The sequence below is a fragment of the Streptomyces sp. 130 genome (assembly GCF_007096885.1).
Classification (GTDB): domain Bacteria; phylum Actinomycetota; class Actinomycetes; order Streptomycetales; family Streptomycetaceae; genus Streptomyces.
On record NZ_VJNO01000022.1, the window covers coordinates 89842 to 107962 of the forward strand.

Sequence of the window (18121 nt, forward strand, 5' to 3'; positions counted from 1 at the left end):
CGTCAGCCGAAGAGCTCGTCGAGCGCGGACTCCTCTTCCGGCCCCCAGGCCGGCTCGGGCCCGTGCACCGAGTCGGGCCTGCGGTGGCGCAGGGCGAGCGGTACCACCCGGCGCACATGGGAACGCTCCACGGACCGGGCGCCGTCCCTCGCGGCGAGGGCGCGGGCCGCCTTGGCCACCAGCAGGTCGCCCCGCTGGCCGACGGCGCCGGTGAGGGCGGCGGCCTCGGCGCAGAGCCTGCTGACGGCCGGGTCCAGCCGGACGGCGGACAGCCGTTCCCGGGCGGCGGTCAGGGCCTCCCGCAGGCGCCTGTTGTCGTCCTCGGCGGCCCGTGACCAGGCGGAGCCGGCGACGAGGCGTTCCTCCTCGAAGGCGAGCACGGTGGTGATCATCCGGTGCCGCTCCTCGATGTCCAGCTCGGCGGCGGTCACCATCAGCCCGAACCGGTCGAGCAGCTGGGCCCGCAGGCTGCCCTCCTCGGGGTTCATCGTGCCGACGAGCCCGAACGAGACATGCGTCTCGGTGTCGATGCCCTCCCGCTGGACGGACAGGACCCCGGTGGAGACGACGTCGAGGATGATGTTGACGATGTGGTCGTCCAGAAGGTTGACCTCGTCGATGTAGAGCAGCCCCTTCTCGTGCGCCTCCTCCAGGAGGCCGGGCTGCCGTCGCGCCTCGCCGTGCATCAGGGCGTCCAGCTCCCAGCCGCCGAGCACCCGGTCGTCGGTCGCGTTGATCGGCAGGGTCACGGGCAGGCATCCGCCGGTCATCAGCGCGAAGGCCCGCACCACGGTGGACTTGGCCGTGCCGCGCCGGCCCGCGATGAGGACGCCGCCGATGGCCGGTGCGATGTAGTTCAGCTCCAGGGCCAGCTTCAGCTCGTCCTGCCCGACGATGCGGCTGTACGGGAGGATCGGCGCGGGTAACGCCTCGGCCGCCGCGTCGCTCACGAGGGCGCCACCACCGTGGACACCCGCTCCTCGCGTCCCGGCTGCCAGCGGAAGGTGACCTGGATCTGCGCCTCCGCCCCGGCCTTGACCACGGCCGCCATCCCCGCCTCGAAGGTGATGCCGACCTGGAGCTCGACCTCGTCGGGCCGCAGCCCGTCCCCGAGGTCGCCCAGCCTGCGCATCGCCTGGGAGGCGCAGCGCCGGGCGAGGTCGAGGCCGTCCCCGTACAGATCGTGCGCCGCCCCGAGCGCCCGGCGGCCGGCCCCGGCCCCGTCCCGGGTCTCCTCGCTGCCGTAGAGGGAGTCGGCATCGGTGACGGGGAGCCCGGTGGCGGCGAACGTCTCCGCGTCCACGACCACCGGGATGGGGCCGTCCTCGCCGGGTGCGGGTGAACCCACTACTACGGCCATCTCTACCCCCGTAACGCCAACTGCCTTGCGTCACAAGGTTACTGATGAAGACTCAGCCGGACCAGCCCTCAGATCATCTGCGGCTCGAAGTCCCAGTACGGCCTGTTCCGGGAACGGGCCGACACGGTGTGCACGTGCTGCGCGCCGAGCGTCGCCACCAGGTCGTCCAGGGCCTCCGTCTCGACCTTCTCGGCGCGCTGCCTCTCCCGGACTCCGCGCAGATCCGCGGCGTGGGCGATGCGGGCGGAGAGCGTCAGGGGATGGGTGCGGCCCAGGACCTCGATGGCGCGCGTGACCAGGGAGTCGGTCAGGGCCGCGGCCCCTTCCACGTCGCCGATCAGATTGCGCACGGCGGAGGCGTTGATGGCGCAGCCCAGCGTCCAGGGGTGGTGCTCGCCGACGGCACGGCCCATGTCGGCGAGCGACTCCTCCAGCAGGTGGTACGCCTGCTGGCGCTCCCCGACGCTGCGGAGGATCAGAGCGTGGTTGGCGCGGGTCCCCGCCACGTACGGGTGCTCCTCGCCCAGCATGTCCACGTAGCCCTGGACGACCTTCTCGCTTATGGCCCGGGCCTGGTCGATGTCGGCGTGCTCACGGGCGAAGAAGCTCTGGCTGGCGGCGAACATCATGGTCAGCGGGTCGTCTTCGCCGAGCACGCGTTCACCGCGCTCCAGCACCCGGGTGAACAGCACCGCAGCCTTGTTCCGCTCGCCCCCGCGGTACTGGCAGAGCGCCAGGTTGTGCTCGGCGCGCAGGGTCTGCGGGTTGTCGGCACCCATCACGGTCCGGTGGACGCGGGCGCTCAGCGACTGAATCGACTGGGCCTCGTGGTACCGGCCGAGAAGGCGCAGATCGGTGGCGTAGTTGATCTCGGAGTAGAGCGTCCAGGCGTGACGCGGACGCAGCAGCTGGCGGCGTGCTTCCAGGGTGCGCCGGTTGAGTTCCAGCGCCTCTTCGTAGCGGCCGAGAAGGCGCATGGACGTACCGAGGTTGTTCTGGGCACTGAGCGTGCGGGAGTCCTGCTCGCCCAGCAGTTCCCGGTACTGCGTCAGGACCCAGCTCGACAGCTCCTGCGCCTCCGCGTAACGGCCGAGCCCCCTGAGGTCCGCCGCGAGACCGCCGGCCGCCCGGAGGTGTTCCAGGTCCTGGGGTCCGCGTTCGTCCCTCAGGTGGTCGACGACCGCCCGTTCGATGGCCTCGGTCCCGGCGTAGTCGCCCACGGCACGCAGCAGGTTGGCGTAGTGGTGGCTCACGTCCCAGACGCGCGGGTGGGTCTCCCCCAGCAGTTCGCGCCAGGCCGTCAGGGCGCGCTCGCCGAGCTTGATCCCGGCCCGGTACTCACCGGAGAGGTACATGTACCGCAGGCAGTTGAGCACGAGGGTGTGCACCGCGGGGTCCGGGCTGCGCAGGACGTCGGCCCACTTCAGGTGCGGGGTGACCTCGGCGTAGCGGGGCCAGAGCCGGGTGTCCGTCGGGCGGCCGGGGTCGGCGGCGGCGAGTGCGCGGCGGACGACGTCGATGAACTCCTGCCGGTCCTGGTCGGGCATGTCCTTGCGCACGATCTGGTGGACCATGCGGTGCAGGTAGAGCGACTCGCCCGACGACGCCTCGTCCACGGCGGACTCGTGGGACTCCAGCCGCACCACGGAGTACTGGCGCAGCTGGCCGATGGCCCTGTTCCACAGCAGCGGATCGTTCAGCAGCCCGGAGAGCTGTTCGGGCAGCTCTCCCGACGGCATCTCCTTCAGCAGGCGTACGGGGATGGAGCCGGGTGCGAAGAAGCTGCACAGGCGCAGCAGGTCGACGGACTCGGGGACGGTGTCCCGGAGCTTGTTCAGCAGTATCGACCAGGCGGTCTGGAAGGCGAGCGGGAAGTCCGCGGACACCTTGACGACGTCCTGGTCGATGCCGCCGTTGAGGAGTTCGATGTACTCCTCGACGGACATGTCCGAGTCGTTCAGCCACCCCGCGGTCTGGTCGAGCAGCAGCGGCAGGTCCTCCAGCGCGTCGGCGAGCTGGTCGGCCTCGGCCGGGGTCAGGCGCGGCGCGCGGCGGCGGATGAAGGCCACGGACTCGTCGCGCCGGTAGACGGGCACCTCGACCAGATTGCTGTTGTGCTCGCTCCACTCCGGGTTGCGGGAGGTGATGAGCACGTGTCCCGGGCCGGTGGGCACCAGGTCCCAGATCTGGTCGGGCTCGTCGGCGCCGTCCAGGATCAGCAGCCAGTGGGAGTGCGGGTCGCCCCTGCGCAGCGAGTCGCGGACGGCGCGGAGCCGTTCACCGTATTCCGGGCCGGTGGACAGGCCGAGTTCGGGGGCGAGTTCGGCGAGCTTCTGCCGGTAGAGGGCGCGCCGGTCGGCGGGGACCCACCAGACGACGTCGTAGTCGGAGCCGAAGCGGTAGACGTACTCGGCGGCCAGCTGGGTCTTGCCGACGCCGGACATGCCGTGCAGCGTCACCACGCCCGCGCCGGTGCCCGCCTCCTGCAGCGCCTGGTACGTCTCGGCCAGCAGCCCCTCGCGGCCGGTGAACCGGGTGTTGCGGCGCGGCACCCCGCCCCAGACCTCGGGGGTGTCCGCGGGGTAGCGGGGCCCGGGCCGCGCGGCGGCGTCCTCCGGGAGCGGGCCGGCGGGCAGCCCCAGGCGGGAGAGCAGCCGGCGCTCCGCCTCGTCCGCACCGACGTTGGTCAGGTCGGCGGCGGCGAACGCCGAGGTCGCGCCGGGCAGGGCCGCGGTGGTGATGGACACGGCGGCGAAGCGGTCCTGATCGGGCGCGACCACCTCGCGCAGGGCCCGGTTCCACTCCTCGTGGCTGCGGGGGCCCAGCTGGAAGTACCAGTCGCTGAGGAGCACCAGGATCTGTCCGCGCGCGAGCATCAGGTCGCGGAGCGATTCCTCCAGCGGCACGTCGACCGGCGGGTCCCAGCGCTGCTGGACGACCGACACCCCGCGCCGCTCCAGCCGGTCCGCGATCCACGCCGCCCAGGCCCGGTTGTAACCGGCGAAGCTCAGGGTGACGGTCTGCGCCCCGTTTGCTCCAACTTGCTTACGCGTAGCGGGCATTCAACCGTCTCCCTGACCTCGTTGTGAGCCGTTTTCAAGATACACCGGGGCATGCTCGCGCCGGTTGCGAACGCGTGGCCGCTCAACTCCTGGATGAGCCGTTCCTCTGCTGCCATATCACTTTGGCGGTGGCCACATACGCCTCCGCACGCGCAAGGTGCCCCGCGGGGGGCGGTGAATCCTCCAGACGGTGGTAGACCGAGATCATCTCGTTGACGAGCGTCCGGCCTTCGGGGGTGAGCGCCGCCGACCCGGCCAGCACCGGCAGTACGGCCCCGACCTGCTGCCGGCAGCGCGCGTGCTCGGCCCAGGCCGCGTCCCGGTGCGTCACGCGCCGGGCGCCCAGCGCGAAGCGCTGCCAGTAGTCGGCGAGCGCGAGGTGGGAATAGGCGCCCTGGAGCAGCCCGTCGAAGGGCCGGGGATCAGGGCGCCAGGGCGCGAAGTGCCGGGGCGTCGCGTCCTCCCGGTGCAGCGGGACGAGGGCGCAGAGGGCGGCGAGCTTCGTGTGCTGGAGCTCGTGCACGAGCGTGGAGGCGAAGTACGCGGGGGTGGCGGGCTTGCTGCTGAGGACCGCGCCGAACGCCTCGCGCCGGGTGCCGCTGCAGTGCGCGGCGCTGCGGCCGGCGGGCCCGGAGCCGGGCGGCGGTCCGAGCGGAACCATGCAGCGCAGCAGGACGGCGGCCTCGGTGAGCCGGTGCTCCCCGCCCAGGCGCAGCAGCGGCTCGACCCCGGACCAGGACTCGATCCACGCCTTGCGCTCCCAGTCGTCGATCTGGGTGGAGCCGCTCAGCCCGTGCGCTTCGAGCCCGCTGCCCAGCGTCCGGTACGGGTCGAGGTCGTCCAGCGCCACGGGTCCCGCCCCGGGCACCACGGCCGGCAGCTGGGCCACGGGCACCCAGCGGGGGTCCGCCGAGCTCGTCGTCCCGTCCTGCTGGACCCGGACGGTGAAGGGCGCGCCGTCGGCCGGGCGCACCGCCAGCTTCCCGTCGCACCGGTGGAGTTCGACCGGTCCGGTCTCCGCGCGCACCGCCCCCAGCGTGGGCAGCGACAGCAGTCCGCCACGGGGACCGAGCCGCACCCGGAACTCCACGCCGGCCCGTACCCCCGCCGCCGCGGCCACCGCCGTCAGGTGGGCCAGGTCGGCCCGGAGGTCCGGTCCGGCCGGGTCGTCCGAGGTGAGTCCGCCCAGCAGCCGCCCGGCCCACGGTCCCACCATGGGGTGGAACAGGACGGTGCGCACCGCTGCCCGGTCCGTGCGTTCGGCGGCTTCGAGGAGCGACCAGTCCGCGCGGAGCCGGTTCAGGAGCGGTGGCGGGCACACATCGGCCGGGGCCGCCTCCGCCGCGTCGAGCACCGCCCGCAGGAGGACGAGGCGGCGGGTGTCCTGGTCGCGGACGAGCAGGCCCAGGGAGGCGGCGTCGCCCTCGGTGCGGCCGAGTTCGCGCAGGACGTGGTCGGGGACGGCAGAACTCATGGGGGGTCTCCAGCGGTTGCTTCGGCGAGCCGGTCCGCGAGGTGGCGGATCAGCCGTTCGAGGTCGGCGCAGTAGACGGAGGGGTTTTGGAAGCCGTTGTCTGCGCGGTAGCGGTGTGCGTAGTGGCCGCCCCCGCACACGTTCAGCAGCGGGCAGGCCCGGCAGGCGGCGGCGAGCGCGCCGGCCCCCGCCTGGCGGGCGGCCACACCGGGGTGGCGCAGCGCCTCGTCGAAGGTGTGGTGGAAGACGTCGAGGCCGGTGGCGGCGGCCCCGTCGTACGCGGACTTGAGCGAGTCGACCTGCTCGATGGAGCCGTCCGTCTCGACCACGACCGCGTTGAGCGGGTCCAGGCCGAGCGATTCGGTCGCCGCGGGCAGCCCGAGGAGCAGCGCGAAGCACTCCTCGAACAGCCGGACGCGGGTCTCTCGCCGGGGCGCCCCCCACCAGCGGTCGAAGACCGCGCACAGCCAGTCGCCGTACGGGGTGGGGCGCCCGGGCCCGGTGGCGGGGGCGAGGCCCGGCGGGGGGCTGGACCAGTTGCCGTGCGGCAGCAGGAGGTCCAGGGCCGGCGGGCGCAGGGCGAGCAGCGATTCGTACATCTCGACCGGGTCGGTGCGCGGGTCGACGACGGTGAGGATGCCCGCGTATGCCTCGGGGTGGTGGTCGGCCAGGAGCCGCGCGCCCCGGGAGGCGGCGGGCCAGGAGGGGCGGCCCGCGTGGTCGGTGCGCAGGGTGTTGTGGGCGGCGAGTCCGCCGTCGAGGCTGATGCCGACGCGGATGCCGTGCCGGGCGAGCGTGCCGATGTCCGGGGCCGTGAGCAGCGTGGCGTTGGTCTGCACGGTGGCGCGTACGGCGCAGCCGGCCGGCACCCGTTCGCGCACCGCGTCGGCGAGGGCCGCCAGCCTGCCCGGCCCGGCGAGCAGGGGTTCGCCGCCGTGCAGGACGAGGGCGACGCTGCCGAGCCGGTGGGCGGCGGCGTGCTCGGCGATCCGGGCGGCGGTGCGGTCCAGGACGGCGGGCGACGCGGCGGCCGGGCGGTCGCGCCAGGTGCGGTCGGGGCCCTCGTACAGGTAGCAGTAGCGGCAGGCCAGGTTGCAGCGGCCGTGCACCTTCACGATGAACTGCCCGAAGGGCACCGGTTCGGCGCCCGGCGCCCCCTGTGCGTCATGCTCCGTGCGCCGTCCCCGCGGCGTCGTCCGTCCAGCCACTCACGCACCCCCGTGCTGTACGCCGGCCGAGGCACCCCCGTACCGGCCCGGGGCGAGTGTTCCCGGTGTGGGACAGCGCCAGGCACACCCGGGTGACGATGTCTCGATCGGGTGCACCACGGGCCGGAATCGTGTGGTGCCGGCAAGCGGCCTCGCCGGCGGCCCGGCTCAGAAGGCGTTGTTGAACCCCCAGAGCGTCTCCTTCGGCTGCTCCGCCCGCCCCCGCAGATCCGCCACCACCTCGGAGAGCACCGGGTGGTCCATCGTCCGCAGGGTCGCCAGGTCCAGGCCGAGCAGGTCCGGCAGTCCGCCCGTGCCCGTTCCCTCGTACCGTGTCGCCTCGCTCATCACGCCTCCCCGTACCGCAGCACCGGGCCGGCCGGTGACCCGCTCGCCGTCGAGCGCGTCCCGCCGGTCCCGCATCCCTGATCCGCTCCGTCGCCTTCCGCCTCGCGTGGACGCCGGGGCCCGGGCCCGCTCACCGTCGAGCGCGCCCTTCGCTCACCGCTCCAGCTCCGCCAGCCGCCCGGCGGTCGCCTCACCCGCCGCGCCGCCGGTGTCCGGCAGTTTGCGCCACTCCTGGCGGGCCGCCCGGTACGCGTCGCGCGCGGCCCGGGGGCGCCCCGCCCTCTCGTACGTCATACCCCGCCAGTGGTGGGCTGTAGCGGCCAACTCCACGGCTTCCTGAAGATGTTGTGGACTCTCCAGCTCCGTTTGCGCCTCGCCGGCCGCGTCGGCGGCCGACCGGAAGGCCTCCGCCGCCTCGTCGCGGCGGGCCGGGCGGTCGAGGACACCGGCGGCCCGCAGGAGCGTCCGGCCCAGCTCCAGCCAGCAGCGGGCGGCGGTGAGCGGGGCGGTCGCCTCCTCGGCGGCGAGCTTGAAGAGGTACTCGGCCTCCCGCAGGTCGACCCGGTCCGCCGTGGCGCGGTGGCGCAGCATCAGGGCGCGGCCCAGCATCAGCAGCCGCTCGGACTGCTGGGCGCCGTCGGCCGGCGTCTCGGAGCGGCAGTCGCGCAGCACCCGGACCGCCGCGCCGATGTGCGCGCGCCCGTCCGGGAGTTCGGCGCGGCGCAGCAGCGTGGCGCCCCACTCGGCGAGCAGGTCGGTGTAGGCGCGGGAGTCGCGGGGGATGCCCCGGGCCGCGCGGGCGAACCACTCGGTGGCGGCGACGAGTTCGGCGGGGTCGCCGGTGTGCTCGTAGCGGGTGACGCGGACGCGGCCGGCCCGGGTCTGGAGCTGGGCGCGCTGCCGCTGGTCGCGTACGGTCTCCAGCGACTGGGCGGTGAGGGTGGCGGCCTCCTCCGGCTCCGCGCCGGAGGCGAGCAGCGCGTCGACCAGGTCCAGGACGATGCGGGTCTCGGTGCCCCTGGTGTGCCCGCTGCTCTGGGCGAACGCGGTGCGCAGCGACCGGGCCGACTGGCGGGCGTACGCGCGGGACTGCTCGCCGTCCTGGGTGGCGCGGGCCAGCTTCAGCAGCGTGCGGCCGTGCTGGAGGGGCAGGACGGCGGGGCGGTTCTCCTGGTCGGGCCAGGCGTCGGCGAACGCCTCCAGCATCCCGCAGGCGCTCTGGAGCAGGGCGGTGTCCCCGTCGAGCCGCCACTGCGCCTCCAGGGCCCGCACGCGTTCCAGGGTGAGGCGGAGGGCTTCGCCAGGCTCCAGGCCGGGGCTGGCGCAGGCCGCGGTGTACTCGCGGTCGGCGCGCCGCAGCAGCTCCAGCGCGCCGCGCCGGTCGCCGCGCCGGCGCCGGTCGTCGGCCGCCGCGTGCAGCACCTTGGCGAGCACCGCGCGTTCGCGTACGGCTCCGGGGCGGGCGGCGGCCCGTTCGGCGGCGCGTTCGGCCTCCTCCAGCAGATCGGCGCCGCCCTGCACCTCCCACAGGCGCAGCACGCAGCGCGCGTACTCCGCCCAGAGCTCGGTGTCGTCGGCGGGGGCCGGGCCCTGCTCGGCGGCGCCTCTGAGCAGCTGTACGGCGTCGATCAGGCGCTGCACCATCTTGTCGGCCTCGAAGTGGCGCACGAGTTCCCGCGCGCGGCGCACGGCGAGGCCGGCGGCCTGGGGGTTCCCGGTGGTCCTGGGCTCCCGGGTGACGAATCGTGGGGGTACGGGCATGAAGCGCTCCAGTACGCGTGCTGCGACTTCGGCAAAGGCATGGGGGACGCGCGGACCCCCGGGTCTCTCGTTCCCCCCGTTCCCCTCGTTCTCCTCACTGTCGTCGGCGTCTTCCGCGTCGGAAGTGCCCGCCGCGCCCGGGACGGGCCACGGGGTGCGGTGCGCGGCGTCGCGGGCGGCGCCGTCGCCGAGCTGGGCGTAGGCGAGGGCCGGGAAGTTGGGCCCGCCCTTGCCGAACCGCTGCTCTATGTATTGCGAACAGTGCTTGAGTACGAGCAGAGCCTCGTCGCGGCCGAGGGGCCCGAGCAGTGCTTCCTGGACATCGGGCTCGAAGGCGTACCACTGTCCGCGTCCGGTGCCGCCCCCGGTGCGCCTGAGGAGTCCGCTGAGCAGGACCTCGGCGAGTTCGGAGGGACCGGAGTGGGGCAGCATCGTGCGCTGGACGAGTTGCATGACGGGCAGGTAGAGGGGGGCCGCCGCGAGGTAGACGGCGAGCTGGCCGGCGGCCGGGGAGGCCGTCGAGCGGAACCGGCTGACCAGCTGCAGCGAGGACGGCCGGTCGCCCGTCCGGCGCGCGGGGGCCGCCGGCTGGTCGGCCCGGACCCAGCCGACCGCGCCCGGGACCGAGGCCGTGCCGGTGCCGGAGAGCAGCCGGGCCCAGGCGGCGAGCGCGTCCGCGACCGGCGGCAGCACCGGCACGGCGAGGGCGCCGGGGTGGGCGGGGCCCGTCCCGGCGTCGCCGGTGACCTTGAGCAGGGTGGCCCCGGCCGGGCCCTCGCCCCGGGTCAGCGAGCCGAAGGTGACCGGCAGCCGGGTCCGGTTCCACATGCGCTGCGGCAGCGGCTGGAGCACGGCGACCGGGGCGAGCCGGGCGAGCTGGTGCAGCAGCCGGTGGGCGTGTCCGGAGCGCCAGAGCGGGCCCGCGCAGTCGCTGACCACGACGGTCACCCGGCGTCCGGTGGGGTCGCTGAGCCGGTCCGCGGAGTGCAGCGGGGCGGCGGCCGGGTCGGGGCTGCGGCTGACCGTGCAGCCGCCGTCCGGGCCGGGGTGCAGATAGCGCATCTGCACGTCCCGGAACGCCCCGATCCGGGCGAAGATCTGCTGGAGCTCCTCGAACAGCCGGTCCCAGACCAGCATCGAGGAGGAGGCGTCCATCACGCACTGCACGACGGCGTCGCCGCGCCGGACCCCCCGGAAGACCGGCATGACCACGCCCCCGGCGCGGGCGCTGCGTTCGGCGGTCGCCGTCTCGTCCAGGACCCGGCGCAGCGGTGCGGAGACCGGGCGGTAGCGCTGCAACGGGCGCAGGGCACGGGTCAGTTCGAGGGGCGCGGGCAGGACGGGGGCGGCCGGCACGCCGAGGGGCAGCACGGTGGCGCGGGCGTCCGCGCCGGGCCGGATGTCCTGCGGGTCCGGTGCCGCGTCCGGGTCGCCGGGCCGCGTACGACCGGGGACGGGGTGCAGGGAGATCCGCTCGCCGTCTGCCGGTGCGGGCGCCTCCGCGCGCCGCTCCCGACGGTCCGCTTCCGGGGTGCGGGCGTCCGGGGCGGGGGTGCGGCGGGGGCCGGGGCGCTGCGCGGGGTCGCGGTGGCCGGGGCGGCGCGCGGCGTCCGGGCCGGTGTCCTCCCCGGGCGCGGACGCGCCGCTGGTCCACCGGGCCAGCCAGAGGGCGTCGCAGAGCTGCTCGACGTCCGGGTCGAGCCCGGCGCCGCGCAGCCGCGCGACCAGCTCGGGCAGCAACCCGCCGTCGTGGGGCCCCGGGGCGCCGGGCCCGCCGGCGCCGTTCTCGTCCGCCGCACCGGACATCAGATCCTCACCTCGGCCGGTCGAGTCGCTGGATGAGCAGGTCGGCGAGCCGGTCGCGGCCCGCCGGTGACGCGGCGTGGGTGAGGTATATGGCGTTCAGCAGCTGGTCCGTGGCGAGGAGTTCGGTGCGGGACCGTTCCAGGAAGTGGGCGATCAGGTCGTCGCTGGCGCGGGCGGCCTCCTCGCCGAGGTGGGCCTTGACGAAGGAGGCGAGGCGCTTGTGGTCGGGGCGGCCGAGCTCCAGATGGATGCAGCGGCGCATCAGCGGGGCCGGGAAGTCCCGCTCGCCGTTGCTCGTGAGCACGACGAAGGGGAAGGCCCGGCACTGCACCCGGCCGCCCTTGATGCGGACCTTGTTGCCGTCGTGGTCCAGCACGTCCGCCTCGCCGTCGGGCAGCCGGTCGGCGATCCGTTCCAGTTCGGGGATGGCGAACTCGCCTTCCTCCAGGACGTTCAGCAGGTCGTTCGGCAGATCGATGTCGCTCTTGTCCAGCTCGTCGATGAGCAGGACGCGCGGCCGGTCCGAGGGCAGCAGCGCGGTGCCGAGCGGCCCGAGCCGGATGTAACTGCCGACGCTCTGTGCCGCGTCGGCCCCCGGCGCGCCGCCGGCCGCCGCGTGGGAGGCGATCTGGACGTCCTGGAGCCTGGCGATGGCGTCGTAGTGGTAGAGGCCGTCCTGGAGCGTGGTGCGGCTGACCACGGGCCAGCGCAGCACCTTGCCGAGTTCGAGCTCCCGCGCCACGGAGTGGGCCAGGGTGCTCTTGCCCGCGCCCGGGTCGCCGGTGACGAGCAGGGGGCGCCGCAGGTACAGCGCCGCGTTGATCATCTCCAGCTCCTCGGCGCCGGGCCGGTGCTCCTCGGCGACGCGACCGGGGATGCCGAGCCTGCGGTCGGCGGACTCGCCGCCGTCCGCCCCGCCGGGCCCGCGGCCTCCGGTGAAGTCGCGCCAGGGCGGCGGGGGCGGCAGCTGGGGCACCTCGTCGTGCGGTTCGCCGATGCCCCGGTAGATGAGCCACTCGCTCGGTTCACTCATAGCGTGTCCCTCGTTGTCACTCGTCCGCCAGGGGCGGCCTGCGTCGGACGTTCCCTACCGTAGCGATCCACCCCAACGCCCGTAAGGGAAAGACCAGTTCGCTTACACGGCTGATGCGTTGCGTGGTGGCTCACGGCGCCTCCAGGAAGTCGGAGCCCGGCAGCGGACGGTGCGGATCGTCGTAGTAGAGGGCGGCGCCGGCGGACCAGTACATCTCGGTCCGTCCCGCGCTCACCCCGCGTCTCAGTTCGTGGATCTTCCACGGCAGCCGGTCGTGGGTGCGGGTGTCCGACACCGCCTCGGCCACGCGCCGGTGGAACTCCTTGCAGACCGTGTCGCCCTCCGCCGCACGCCGCTGGAGCAGCGCCACACCGAAGCCGCTGTCGAGCAGCCGCACCACCCCGGCCGTCACGTCCGGGTCCGGCCGGCTTCCGTAGCGGCACAGCACGGGCACGGTCTCGTGGGCCAGGGTGCGCAGCCACGCCGACTCCGGTACACATACCCGCAATTCGTCCTCGCAGTCGACCACCCGGGCCCGGATCGCGGTCGCCAGGCCCGCGTCCCACCGGGCCGGCCGCTCCTCGGCGGCGCCCTGGTACGGGCTGCGCAGCACCACCGGGCGTACGGCTCCGAGCCGCATCCCGGACGGCGGCAGCACCCAGTCGTCCACCGGGAGGCCGAAGAGCGCGGGCGCGACGACGACCTGGAGCATGGCGGGGCTGTCCGGTTCGTCGCACCGCCGGAACGCCTCGGTCAGGGCGGCGGCGAGCCGGTCCGGGACGGTGCCGAGCGCCGCGCCGCGGCTGTCCTCGTCCACGGGCTCGGCCTCCCCGGCCCGGCGGTCCACGGCGACCCGCCAGTCGTACTGGTCGCGGGCCCAGCCCTGGAGGTCCACGTGGAGCACGACGCAGTCTCGGTCGCCGTAGCGGACGGGGTCGCCCGCCGGGGCGTGGGCGGCCTGCTGGCGGTTCTGCTCCAGGCGGAGCCGGATCGCGGCCCACTCCATGTCCAGCTGCCGGCGCAGGTCGCGGGGGAGTTCGGTGTCGGCGATGCGCTTGACCCAGCCCCAGAGCGCCTTGGCGTTGCGCACGGAGAGCTGGCCGCAGGGGCGGTCGGCCGCGAGGACGCCCATGCAGTAGCGGACGATCAGCTCGAACCGGGCCTCGCGGTCGCGTGCGCGGGCGTCGTAGAGCGCGCCCAGTCCGTCGCGCCAGCCGCGCGGGGCCGGGCGGTGGTCGCGGGCGTACACCCCGGGCAGCCGGTCGAGCAGGGTCAGCAGCGAGCGGGTGCTGGCCGGGGGCGGCAGCTCGGCGAGCCGGCCCAGCAGTTCGGCCCGCAGCTTGGGGCCGAGGATGCCGCCGGGCGGGTCGGGCAGGTCGCTCTGCGCGTCGGTCCAGGTCCGCTCGGCGCCGGCGGAGCTGGTGTGCCGGTCGGCGTGGTAGCGGTCGTGGGCGTGGAAGACGGCCTGGTATATGTCGTCGGTCTCGGTCTCGACGGGCCCGGCCGGCACCTCCAGGGTGCGCAGCCGCTCGACGCCGACGGCGGTGCCGCCCTGGTGGCCGTTGATCTGCGACTTGATGACGCCGACGACCTCGCCCCGGGCCAGGTCGACCAGCGGGCCGCCGGACATGCCGAGCTCCACCCAGTCGCCGTCGATCCTGACGACCTGCTCGGCGTCGCCCGATCCCCCGTACGAACCCTTGACGACGCAGACGCCGCTGCGGCTCCGCAGTCCGCCGCCCTGGACGGGCGCCCAGCCCACGCAGCGCACCTCGCGGCTGCGGAGCATCGCGTCGGACCGCTCGGTGACGTACACGCAGGGGTGCTCGACGGGGCGCTGGAGCTGGATGAGCGCGAGGTCGGGGGCCGGCCAGCCGCCCGGGCCCGGGGGCCGGGTGCCGGGCAGGGCGGCGACGACCCGGCCCGGCACCTCGGTCAGGTCCGTGCTGTAGCGGTCCTTCTTGAACCACACGCCCACCATGCCCCCCTCCCCCCGCATCGCCACGTGCGCGCAGGTGAGGACCCAGCTGGGTGCGACGAAGAAGCCACTGCCCAGGAAGTCCCCTTCCGGCCCGTCCTGGGCATACCCGGACGGCGGGCGATGGATGCGCACGGTGGCGTCCTGGACGAGGTCCATGAGGGCGGCCTGGGCGGGGCCGAGGGCCCCCTCTGCGCCCCCCTGTTCCCCGAAGGTCATGCCCCGCCGCCGTCGGTGTCGTCCGCCCCTCCGGGGTGTGCCGGTGCGCCGGGGGGTGCCCCGGCGGGCGGGTGTCCGGGAGGTGCGCCGGCGCCCGGCGGCGCGGCGGGCGGTGGTGCGGGGGGCGCGAAGGGCGCCGGGGCCGGTGGAGCCGTCTGCGCCGGTACGGGAGCGGGCGGGGGCGGGTCGACGGGCGGCCCGCCGCCGTTCCAGGTCAGCGTGACCGTGATGGCGCCCTTGGCCTCGCCGTCCGCGAGCAGCCCGACGATCTTGCCGGACTTGGCGGTCAGCTCGATGCCGAACTCGACGCTCACCTCGTCCGGCCGCACCGCGCGCAACGGCACGGCGAGCGAGCGCGCGACCCCGGTCACCACGGAGTGCAGGCTCTCGACCCGGGCCTGCACCTGGTCCGCGATGTCCCCGAACCCGGTGTCCGTATAGGTCGGCCCGCCGCGGGGCGCCGGCCCGGCCAGCTCCTCGGCCCCGGAGATCCTGGCCCAGACCGGCGTGCCGTCCGGCAGCTCAATGCGCGTAATTCGGGACCCACTGTCACCCATGACACCCCCCGTTCGCCAATTACCCGCAGATTAACGGCCGTAGTCGGCGGATGCGGGGTGGATCGGCCAGGACGCGGCCCGGGCTGCGCGAAGGCGCCTCTAGACTTGAGCCATGTACTTCACCGACCGCGGCATCGAGGAGCTGGAGAAGCGGCGAGGCGAGGAGGAGGTCACCTTTGAGTGGCTCGCCGAGCAGCTTCGTACGTTCGTCGATCTGAATCCCGACTTCGAGGTGCCGGTCGAGCGCCTCGCGACCTGGCTGGCCCGTCTGGACGACGAGGACGAGGACGAGTAGGGGTCACTCCCCGCCCGCACGGCCCCCGCGTACGCGGTCGTACGCGAGCCCCGGCGCGCCGTGCGCTGTCAGGACGACGAGGACGAGTAGGGGTCACTCCCCGCCCGCACGGCCCCCGCGTACGCGGTCGTACGCGAGCCCCGGCGCGCCGTGCGCTGTCAGGAGCGCCCCGGCGAAGGCCCAGCCGCCACTGCGCCGGACCGCTCCCCACAGGGCGAGCGGCAGTCCGGCCGCCAGCTGGGCGCCCGCCAGCGCCCGCGCCCGCGGGCCCCGCAGCCACGGTCCGAGTCGGCTGCTCTCCACCGCACCCAGATCGACCCTGACCGCGTCGCGCCACCCGGGCCACTCGACGCGCTCGGCCCCTTCCCACGCCTCGCCGCCCGGCTCCCCCGCGTCCAGCCCGGCCGGGAGCGCGAGGCCGGTGCGGGTGAGCACGGCGAGCAGCCCGCGCAGCCGGGCCCGGGCGTCGGCGTCCGGGTCGGGTCGGGTGAGCGCGTCGAGCGACTGCACGTCCAGTACGGGGTCGAGCCCCAGCCGCTCGGCGAACGTGCGCATCGCCTCGTCCTCACCGGCCGGGGTGCCGTCCGCGAGCCAGACGTAGCCCACCGGGCGGCGGAACCCCGAGGCGAGCGTGTAGCCCGCCCGGTCGCCGTCCCACCACAGCGCGAGCACCGGCCAGGTGGAGCCGACGGCGAGCGCGGTGGCCCAGCCGCCCAGCACCCGGTCGACGGGGTCGGCCCGCTCGCCCTCGCCGGCCCGGGCCGGACGGCCGCCCTGCCAGGGCTCCCCCTCCGGTACGAGAACGCTCCAGCCCGGTCCGGCCGGCGCGAGCAGCAGCGGTTCGCGCAGCAGCCGCGCCACCGGGCGCACGGCGTCCGGCACGGTCCGGCACAGCAGCAGGGCACCCACGGGTGAGGTCGCGTCCATGCCTCACACCGTAGGCCACCTTGTCCCCTTATGGGGGCTTTCGCGCGCCCCGGCCACCCGCCCCCCATCGCTTCTTCTTGACTTCCCACAACCGCGATATATCGTGTTCTTCAAGAGACGCGATATGTTGCGTCGCCAGTGCTATCGGGAGGTCAGATCCATGCCTGTCTCGACATGGGCCGTCGCCGAGCCTCGGAAACTGGCCTTCGACGAGCCCGTCACCGCCCTGAAGGTGCGCATCGTGAACGGCACGGTCAACGTGGTCGGCACCGACGAGCCGGCCGCGCGCCTGGAGGTCTCCGCCATCGACGGTCCGCCGCTGATCGTGACGCAGCAGGACGGCGTCCTGACCGTCGCGTACGAGGACCTGGCCTGGCAGAACCTCCTGAAGTGGCTGGACCGCAAGGAGTGGCGCCGCACCGCGGTCGTCTCCCTCGCGGTCCCGGCCGGCTCCTCGGTCGAGGTCGGCGTGGTCGGCGCCGGGGCCTTCGTCTCCGGCGTCCGGGGCCGTACGGAGGTGCGCGGAGTCACCGGTGACACCACGCTCGTCAAGCTCTCCGGGCCGGTCGGCGCGGAGACCGTGTCGGGCAGCATCGAGGCCCAGTCCGTCACCGGCGACCTGCGCTTCAAGTCGGTCTCCGGCGAGCTGACGGTGGTCGAGGGCGCGGGCGCCTCCGTGAAGGCGGAGTCCGTCAGCGGCGGCATGGTGCTCGACCTGGACCCGACCGGGAAGCCCACGGACATCCGGCTGACCACGGTCTCCGGCGAGATCGCCATCCGGCTGCCGCACCCCGCCGACGCGCGGGTGGAGGCGAACACCGCGAGCGGTTCCGTCTCCAACGGCTTCGAGGACCTGCGGGTCAGCGGCCAGTGGGGCGCGAAGAAGATCACCGGCACGCTGGGCTCCGGCACCGGCACCCTGAAGGCGACGACCGTATCGGGGTCGATCGCGCTCCTGCGCCGCCCGCCGGGCGAAGAGGAACCGTACGAGTCCGCGCCGGCCGGAAAGGTGCTGTGACATGCCCCCCGTTTTCGCCCACGGCCGTCTGCGGCTGTACCTCCTCAAGCTGCTGGAAGAGGCCCCCCGGCACGGCTACGAGGTGATCCGCCTGCTGGAGGAGCGCTTCCAGGGCCTGTACGCCCCCTCGGCCGGCACGGTCTACCCCCGGCTGGCCAAACTGGAGGCCGAGGGCCTGGTCACGCACGCCACGGAGGGTGGCCGCAAGGTCTATTCGATCACCGACGCCGGCCGCGCCGAACTGGCCGACCGCACCGGGGAGCTCGCCGATCTGGAGCTGGAGATCCGGGAGTCGGTCTCCGAGCTGGCCGCCGAGATGCGCGACGACGTGCGCGGGGCGGCGGGCAAGCTGCGCAGCGAGATGCGGGCGGCGGCCGACGAGTCGCGCCACACGCCGGGCGCCGCCCCGGGCGGCAGGGAGCCGTTCGGCGGGTTCGGTGACTTCGGCGACCACGAGACGTGGCGTGCCGCCAAGGACGAGCTGCGCAAGGCCAGGCAGGAGTGGAAGGAACAGGCCCGCCGCGCGAAGGACGAGTCCCGGCGCGCCCGCCAGGACGCCCAGCAGGCCCGCCGCCAGGCGAAGGAGGCCCAGGACCGGGCGCGCGAGCAGATGCAGAACGCCGCCCGCCAGGTGCAGGAGCACTTCGCCCGGGGCGACTGGCCGGCCGGGGTCCGCGAGGGCCTGGCCGAGATCACCGGCCAGCTGGGCGGCTTCGCCCGTACGGGGAGCTGGGGGCCCGCCGGCCAGCCGGACGCCACCGGCCCGGACCCCGAGTGGGGCAGGGACACGGGCGGCACGGGCGACCCGTCCCGCGATCTGGACCGGCTGCTCGACCGCTTCCGCGACGAGATCCGCGACGCGGCACGGGACCACGGGGTGACGGAAGCCCAGCTCGCCGAGGCCCGCCGCCACTTGGCAACGGTGGCGGCCCAGGTGGGCGCGGTGCTGCGGGGAGACGGGGAGAAATAAGCGCGGGGGGGGGGCGGGCCGCCCGCCCCCCCCGCCCGCCCCACCCCCCGCGCCGGCCCGGCCCCCCCCCCCCGGCCCCCCCACGCCCGCCCCCCCCCGCCCCCC

The 18121-nt window shown here is 74.7% G+C and carries 14 protein-coding genes; 3 read left to right on the forward strand and 11 right to left on the reverse strand.

Annotated features, from left to right (window positions below):
- Positions 1-2 precede the first annotated feature (2 nt).
- From FKN01_RS19855 to FKN01_RS19900, 10 genes are all read right to left on the reverse strand, one after another.
- Positions 3-950: an AAA family ATPase gene (locus FKN01_RS19855; protein ID WP_143622460.1), complete on the reverse strand. Its 948-nt coding sequence runs from the start codon at positions 948-950 to the stop codon at positions 3-5.
- A complete protein-coding gene (locus tag FKN01_RS19860) occupies positions 947-1360 on the reverse strand; it encodes a CU044_2847 family protein (protein ID WP_260696951.1) in 414 nt (137 codons plus the stop codon). The genes FKN01_RS19855 and FKN01_RS19860 overlap by 4 nt, the downstream gene beginning before the upstream one ends.
- A 68-nt stretch (positions 1361-1428) precedes the next feature.
- Complete coding sequence (gene fxsT / locus FKN01_RS19865) at positions 1429-4422, reverse strand: FxSxx-COOH system tetratricopeptide repeat protein (RefSeq protein WP_143622462.1); 2994 nt, start codon at positions 4420-4422, stop codon at positions 1429-1431.
- Positions 4423-4504: 82 nt separating this feature from the next.
- Positions 4505-5896: an aKG-HExxH-type peptide beta-hydroxylase gene (locus tag FKN01_RS19870; RefSeq protein WP_143622464.1), complete on the reverse strand. Its 1392-nt coding sequence runs from the start codon at positions 5894-5896 to the stop codon at positions 4505-4507.
- Positions 5893-7032, reverse strand: a complete 1140-nt coding sequence (locus tag FKN01_RS19875; protein ID WP_143622466.1) for an FxsB family cyclophane-forming radical SAM/SPASM peptide maturase — start codon at positions 7030-7032, stop codon at positions 5893-5895. Before FKN01_RS19875 ends, FKN01_RS19870 begins: the two co-directional genes overlap by 4 nt.
- 240 nt (positions 7033-7272) lie before the next feature.
- Positions 7273-7527, reverse strand: coding sequence for an FxSxx-COOH cyclophane-containing RiPP peptide (gene fxsA / locus FKN01_RS19880; RefSeq protein WP_143622468.1), 255 nt, complete (start codon positions 7525-7527; stop codon positions 7273-7275).
- Positions 7528-7605: 78 nt separating this feature from the next.
- Positions 7606-11019, reverse strand: a complete 3414-nt coding sequence (locus FKN01_RS19885; protein ID WP_143622470.1) for an SAV_2336 N-terminal domain-related protein — start codon at positions 11017-11019, stop codon at positions 7606-7608.
- A gap of 7 nt (positions 11020-11026) precedes the next feature.
- Entirely contained in the window at positions 11027-12052 is a 1026-nt protein-coding gene (locus tag FKN01_RS19890; RefSeq protein ID WP_143622472.1) for a MoxR family ATPase, read from the reverse strand.
- Positions 12053-12182: 130 nt separating this feature from the next.
- Positions 12183-14249, reverse strand: a complete 2067-nt coding sequence (locus tag FKN01_RS19895; RefSeq protein ID WP_143622474.1) for a trypsin-like peptidase domain-containing protein — start codon at positions 14247-14249, stop codon at positions 12183-12185.
- Positions 14246-14806: a CU044_2847 family protein gene (locus tag FKN01_RS19900; RefSeq protein WP_143622476.1), complete on the reverse strand. Its 561-nt coding sequence runs from the start codon at positions 14804-14806 to the stop codon at positions 14246-14248. Before FKN01_RS19900 ends, FKN01_RS19895 begins: the two co-directional genes overlap by 4 nt.
- 112 nt (positions 14807-14918) lie before the next feature.
- Here FKN01_RS19900 and FKN01_RS19905 point away from each other — a divergent pair, with 112 nt between their 5' ends.
- Positions 14919-15101, forward strand: coding sequence for a DUF6104 family protein (locus FKN01_RS19905; RefSeq protein WP_003961784.1), 183 nt, complete (start codon positions 14919-14921; stop codon positions 15099-15101).
- Positions 15102-15194: 93 nt separating this feature from the next.
- Here FKN01_RS19905 and FKN01_RS19910 read toward each other — a convergent pair whose 3' ends face one another.
- Positions 15195-16028: a hypothetical protein gene (locus tag FKN01_RS19910; protein WP_143622478.1), complete on the reverse strand. Its 834-nt coding sequence runs from the start codon at positions 16026-16028 to the stop codon at positions 15195-15197.
- 160 nt (positions 16029-16188) lie between these two features.
- Between FKN01_RS19910 and FKN01_RS19915 the strand changes: the two genes are divergently transcribed.
- Both FKN01_RS19915 and FKN01_RS19920 read left to right on the forward strand, forming a co-directional pair.
- Complete coding sequence (locus tag FKN01_RS19915) at positions 16189-17046, forward strand: DUF4097 family beta strand repeat-containing protein (RefSeq protein WP_143622480.1); 858 nt, start codon at positions 16189-16191, stop codon at positions 17044-17046.
- A 1-nt stretch (position 17047) separates the two neighbouring features.
- Positions 17048-18016 carry a PadR family transcriptional regulator gene (locus tag FKN01_RS19920; protein ID WP_143622482.1) on the forward strand — a complete coding sequence of 323 codons (969 nt, stop codon included), beginning with the start codon at positions 17048-17050 and terminating at the stop codon, positions 18014-18016.
- The last annotated feature ends 105 nt before the right edge of the window (positions 18017-18121 follow it).